The organism is Vibrio harveyi NBRC 15634 = ATCC 14126 = KCTC 12724, assembly GCF_001591145.1.
Classification (GTDB): domain Bacteria; phylum Pseudomonadota; class Gammaproteobacteria; order Enterobacterales; family Vibrionaceae; genus Vibrio; species Vibrio harveyi.
In genome coordinates, this window is record NZ_BCUF01000096.1 from 1 (window position 1) to 5472 (window position 5472).

At 42.6% G+C, this 5472-nt stretch carries 5 protein-coding genes and 1 tRNA gene; 3 read left to right on the top strand and 3 right to left on the bottom strand.

Features of this window, described 5'->3' with window-relative positions; translation table 11 throughout:
- Positions 1 to 238: 238 nt before the first annotated feature.
- A complete protein-coding gene (gene pssA, locus VHA02S_RS24340) occupies positions 239 to 1579 on the bottom strand; it encodes a CDP-diacylglycerol--serine O-phosphatidyltransferase (RefSeq protein WP_005451105.1) in 1341 nt (446 codons plus the stop codon).
- A 71-nt stretch (positions 1580 to 1650) separates the two neighbouring features.
- Complete coding sequence (locus tag VHA02S_RS24345) at positions 1651 to 2082, bottom strand: GNAT family N-acetyltransferase (protein ID WP_017191164.1); 432 nt, start codon at positions 2080 to 2082, stop codon at positions 1651 to 1653.
- A 101-nt stretch (positions 2083 to 2183) separates the two neighbouring features.
- Here VHA02S_RS24345 and murB point away from each other — a divergent pair, with 101 nt between their 5' ends.
- Both murB and birA read left to right on the top strand, forming a co-directional pair.
- Positions 2184 to 3227, top strand: coding sequence for a UDP-N-acetylmuramate dehydrogenase (gene murB / locus VHA02S_RS24350; protein ID WP_038899707.1), 1044 nt, complete (start codon positions 2184 to 2186; stop codon positions 3225 to 3227).
- Positions 3224 to 4189 (top strand): bifunctional biotin--[acetyl-CoA-carboxylase] ligase/biotin operon repressor BirA, encoded by a 966-nt coding sequence (birA, locus tag VHA02S_RS24355; RefSeq protein WP_038899708.1) that lies wholly within the window; start codon positions 3224 to 3226, stop codon positions 4187 to 4189. Before murB ends, birA begins: the two co-directional genes overlap by 4 nt.
- 25 nt (positions 4190 to 4214) lie before the next feature.
- Here birA and coaA read toward each other — a convergent pair whose 3' ends face one another.
- Positions 4215 to 5138: a type I pantothenate kinase gene (coaA, locus tag VHA02S_RS24360; RefSeq protein ID WP_009697654.1), complete on the bottom strand. Its 924-nt coding sequence runs from the start codon at positions 5136 to 5138 to the stop codon at positions 4215 to 4217.
- Positions 5139 to 5344: 206 nt separating this feature from the next.
- Between coaA and VHA02S_RS24365 the strand changes: the two genes are divergently transcribed.
- Positions 5345 to 5420 (top strand) — tRNA-Thr (locus VHA02S_RS24365).
- Positions 5421 to 5472: the final 52 nt, after the last annotated feature.

A 5472-nucleotide genomic window follows, 5' to 3' on the forward strand; every position in this document is an offset into this window, starting at 1 on the left:
TCTACCCCTGCCATATTTAAAGCTCCAGCAGAAATGCTGGAGCCTTTTCGTTACAATCTGGACCTGTTATCTTGTTGAATTTCTTAGAATACAAAGTCGTCTCATCCCATTGTATATCGAACTGTCAGTTTAAATACTTAAAGAAAGCAACAATGTTGTAATCTATGTCGCTAGCTGTACATAATAAAAAAGCCCAGTATTTTCATACTGGGCTCTGTAAGTTTACTATCGAAGCATTTTAAAGAATGCGTTTTAGTACACCATCAGCTTTGATACGTGTGATCTTACGGACCAGCTTCTGAACACTGACTGGATAGTCTTCCACTTTCTCTAATTGCTTGTAAGTACAAATAAGCTGAGTGTGCTCTAGAATGTTTGCCACCTCTTGTTCAAATTTGTCTGTCATCTTCGCGAAGTTGTCTTGTACTAAAAGACCATTTTCAAGATCTAGTGACCATGCTCTAGGGTTTAGGTTGTTGCCTGTCATAAGCATGTAGCGCTTATCAACCCAGATACCTTTGAGGTGGAAGCTATTGTTATCATGTTTCCAAAGGTGAATAGATAATTTGCGAGCAGCAATGCTTGCTTCATTCGCTTTAGCGAAACGACGTAAGTTGAGTTCGTACAGATATGGTAAACCACCAATAGTTTTGAACTCTTCTTCAGGAGAGATGTAAAAGTCGTTTGCAGTCTTGTCACCAACCACGATTGTTACTTTTACACCACGTTTCATTGCACGTTTTACTTCACGATTAATCGCTTTCGGGAAGTTAAAGTAAGGTGTACAGATAAAGATTTCGTTCTGAGCAGCTGCAAGCAGCTTAACGATTTTCTGGTTGAGTAAATTACGGCGCTTCCCTAAACCTACCAGCGGTGTAACTTTCACTTCGTCTTCGCTGGCTACTTCTGGTTTAAATTCGTAATTAGCACGAGCTAAAGAAGAGCGAAGTTGGCGAATGTCCGCTTTGATCTCTTTTGTCTCAGGTTTATCTTTATCTGCAAGATCATTAACTGCAGGGTGGGCGATCATTTCATCCTGAATGAATCCTACCATCGAGTCTGCTAATGCTTTGTGTTGAATGACATGGTAGCGATCGAAGCGGTAACGACCATTGTATTGTAGGTATACGTTGTTAAGACTTGCTCCGCTGTAAATGACGGTGTCATCTACGATGAAGCCTTTAAGATGAAGTACACCAAAGACTTCTCTGCCTCGTACAGGAATACCGTATACAGGAATTGAGTGCTGGTATTTTTTTGCGAATGCCTTGTAAAGTGCTGCGTTGCCTTCAGATGATTCTGCACCAATGAGACCACGTTGCGCTCGGTGCCAATCTACACAGATATTGATGTCCAATCCAGGATTGCGCTGTTTCGCTTCATAAAGCGCTGTGAAAATTTCACGTCCAGCTTCATCATCTTCCAGATATAGAGCGACTAGGTAAATTCGTGACGTTGCTTTGCTGATCGCATCAAGAAGACGAGCTCTGAAAGCATCTGCTGCGTGCAGAACTTCGAAGTCTTCAGGCTTAACTGCGAGACTTGGCAACTGTTCGAATGGGTTCCTACTTACTATCATACCGGTGTGAGTACCTTAATTAAGTGCAATATTGCGAACCTGATATTTTACCAAAGATATGATTTCTCTGGCTACAAAAGCGCACTGTTTGAAGCACTAGAAGTAATGAATTGCATTGGAATGAGATCTTTGCCACTGTCCACGTACCGTAAATAAGCCATTTTCAATGAGTTTGGAAGCTCAGAGCTATCAATGGTTTTGAATCCATGTTGAGAGTAATAAGCCTCTAAATGATTAAAAGCAAAGCAATAATCTCCATTGTTGAAAACAGTGTTTTCGCAATGAGTAAGTAATGCTTGACCGACCCCTGTTCCCCTACATTCCGGAACAACAAGCATACCAGTCAGCAAGCGAGACTTTTCGACCGCTTTCATTCTAAGGAGAGCAACGATTTTTCCTTCTAAACTTGCGGTGATGATCAGCTCATCACGCTTGGCTTTTCCGGCAGGGTAATGTGCTTTGTATAATCTCTTGATCAGAGGTAGTTTGATCGGATTTAACACTTCTATGATTAATGAGCTAGGTATTGTCACTGCGGCTAAAACATAATTAAGGTAGAATGGCTACAGTTTAAGAGAATCTCATCTGGCGTTGCAAATCCACTATGGAAATTAAGAAACATGCGAGCCTCAAGGCTTTCCACACATTTGGTATCGAACAAACCTGTGCTTATTTAGCGATCGTTGAAACTATCGATGATGTTATTCAGCTATTTAAAGATGAAGCTTACCTAGAGTTACCGAAGCTATTTTTAGGTAAGGGCAGTAACATGCTGTTTACTCAACACTATGAAGGCATGGTCATTATTAACCGCTTAATGGGTAAAACTGTTACTGAAGAAGGTGCTCATTATCTATTGCACATTGAAGGCGGTGAGGATTGGCCGGCGCTTGTTCAATGGTGTGTAGAACAAGGCATGGGAGGTATTGAGAACCTCGCACTCATCCCTGGCTGTGCAGGCTCGGCACCTATTCAAAATATCGGAGCCTATGGATTGGAACTGCAAAATGTGTGTGAATACGTAGATATCCTCGATTTGGAGAACTTCACGACCAAACGCATGACAGCAGAAGAGTGCCAATTTGGCTATCGTGATTCGATCTTCAAGCATGCATTATATGAAAAATGCTTTATTACTGCGGTCGGTCTCAAACTGCCAAAGCAATGGAAGGCGATCAATCAATATGGTCCTTTGCAAAGTATTCCTGAAGAAGAGCTTAGTCCCCTAACCATTTTTGAGCGTGTATGCCAAGTGCGAATGGAAAAACTGCCAGACCCTGCAAAAGTTGGTAACGCAGGAAGCTTTTTTAAAAATCCAGTGATCAGCCAAGATCATTACGATCAACTTATCAAAAAGCACAGCAATATGGTGGCTTACCCTGCGAAAGGAGGAATGAAAGTCGCTGCGGGTTGGCTAATCGACCAATGTGGTTTGAAGGGGGTATCAGTGAATGGTGCTCAAGTAAATCCACTCCAAGCTTTGGTTCTAACTAATGTTGATAATTGTAGTGCTAATGACGTTGTCGAGCTTGCGTCTTTGATAAAAAGGACCGTTTGGGATAAATACCAAATTGAACTAGAACATGAAGTTCGTTTTATGAATAACAAGGGCGAGACTAACCTAACTGAGATTGAGGCTACGCGATGAGAAAGGAACACTCTGCAAAACTGCATATTCTCAAAGCGCTAAGTGACGGTGATTTTCATTCTGGGGAAGCCTTAGGGCAAGAATTGGGTATATCACGCGCTGCTATTGCAAAGCACATCAAAGGTCTTAATGATTGGGGCGTAGACATTTACCGGATTCAAGGACGTGGCTACCAGCTAGCTCAGCCTTTACAACTGCTTGATGAGCAAAGGCTTCAAGCTCATGTTGATACTCAACTTGAACTCATCTCGGTTATAGATTCAACCAACCAGTATCTGCTCGAGAAAGTCGATGACTCCGATAAGGGGCGCGTATGTTTGGCTGAATATCAAGCAAAAGGAAGAGGACGACGTGGGCGCCAATGGATATCGCCTTTTGGAACTAACTTGTATTTGTCGATGTACTGGCGTTTGGATGCTGGTATGGCAGCGGCTATGGGGTTGAGCTTAGTTGTTGGTATCGCAGCAGTGGAAGCTATTGAAGAGATGGGTATCCAAGGCGTAAAACTCAAATGGCCGAACGATATTTACTACGAAGATAAAAAGCTTGCAGGCATTTTAGTTGAAATGTCAGGGCAAGCCGGTGGGGCAGCGCATCTAGTTATTGGCATGGGGCTTAATATCGGTATGCCAGACTTGCAACCTGAAATCGATCAACCGTGGACAACCTTAAACCAAGTGAGCGATAGCCTAGATATCGATCGTAACCAGTTAGCGATTAACCTGATTGAACACTGGAAGAAAGCACTAGAAGAATATGAAATGACAGGGCTCGGTGGGTTTGTAGAGCGTTGGAATCGTTTAGACAACTTTATTGGACGCCCTGTAAAGCTATTGATGGGACCTAGAGAAATCCATGGGGTAGTAAAGGGCATCGATCAGCAAGGTGGTGTAGTATTAGAAACCACTAATGGATTGGAGACCTACGTTGGTGGTGAGATCTCCCTGAGGAAAGTTGATTAACCTCTAGTCTAGTGCCTGATAGAGGTTATTTTCTCAACGACACCTTGTCGACGAGATGACTAGGACCTTTGTGCAGAATTAGATGGGCTCTCTCGCGAGTTGGCAGAATGTTATGTTCTAGATTGAGCCCGTTAATGCTCTGCCAAATTTCTTTAGCTTTGTTTTTCGCCTCTTCGACAGACAATTGCGTGTAATGACTAAAATAAGAGCCTGGCTGAGTAAATGCACCTTGGCGGAATTTCAAAAATCGTTCTACATACCATTGCTCAATGGTCTCAGTTTCTGCATCAACATAAATAGAGAAGTCTAGGAAGTCAGAGACAAACACGCGATGTGGATCATGCGGATAGTCCATACCACTTTGCAGAACGTTTAACCCTTCGATAATCAGTACATCTGGACGATCTACTTTCTTTCGTTCTTCAGTAATGTCGTACGTAATGTGTGAATAAACTGGGACTTCTAAGTTTGGTTGACCTGCTTTTACATCTGAAACGAATTCTACCAAGCGTTTAATATCGTAAGATTCCGGAAAGCCTTTACGATGCATGATGCCTCTCTCTTCCAGCTCTTTCTTTGGATATAAGAAACCATCTGTTGTCACAAGGGCAACTTTCGGATGGTTCTCCCAACGAGAGAGCAATGCTTTTAGAAGTCGTGCGGTAGTACTCTTTCCTACCGCCACACTGCCGGCAATGCCGATAACAAAGGGTGGAGCATGTTCTTCCGTGTTGAGGAACTGCTGAAGTACAGAGTTGCGACTTTGGCGAGCCTGAACGTACAGATTTAAAAGACGAGACAAAGGAAGGTAGATCTCTACCGCTTCCTCCATAGTGAGGTTTTCATTAATGCCTTGAAGCGCTTTCAGATCGTCTTCAGAGAGTGTCATCGGAACAGAATTGCGCAATTCTGCCCATTCGGCACGGTCAAATGACAAAAATGGACTCATGGGTCTCTTTTATCCTTGGTTTCATCGAGAGCAAGAACATACAACAAGCTCCGTGCAAAGCAAACGACAAAGCTCGAAAGTTTGCTTTAAAAAGCGAGGTTTGTATGATTTTGCAGCAATCGATTCTAAAAAGTCGAATTTTACGATTTTTTTTGAAATAGCTATTGCAACCTAGAAAATCATTCAATAGAATGCGCACCACTTATGCCGACTTAGCTCAGTAGGTAGAGCAACTGACTTGTAATCAGTAGGTCACCAGTTCGATTCCGGTAGTCGGCACCATTCTTTCCTGTTTCTAGTGGAAACAATTGTAGTAAGAATGGCTTAAAAATTT

Coding starts and splice junctions, on each gene's coding strand:
- pssA (WP_005451105.1), bottom strand. CDS start 1,579: ATGATAGTAAGTAGGAACCCATTCGAACAGTTGCCAAGTCTCGCAGTT.
- murB (WP_038899707.1), top strand. CDS start 2,184: ATGGAAATTAAGAAACATGCGAGCCTCAAGGCTTTCCACACATTTGGT.
- birA (WP_038899708.1), top strand. CDS start 3,224: ATGAGAAAGGAACACTCTGCAAAACTGCATATTCTCAAAGCGCTAAGT.
- coaA (WP_009697654.1), bottom strand. CDS start 5,138: ATGAGTCCATTTTTGTCATTTGACCGTGCCGAATGGGCAGAATTGCGC.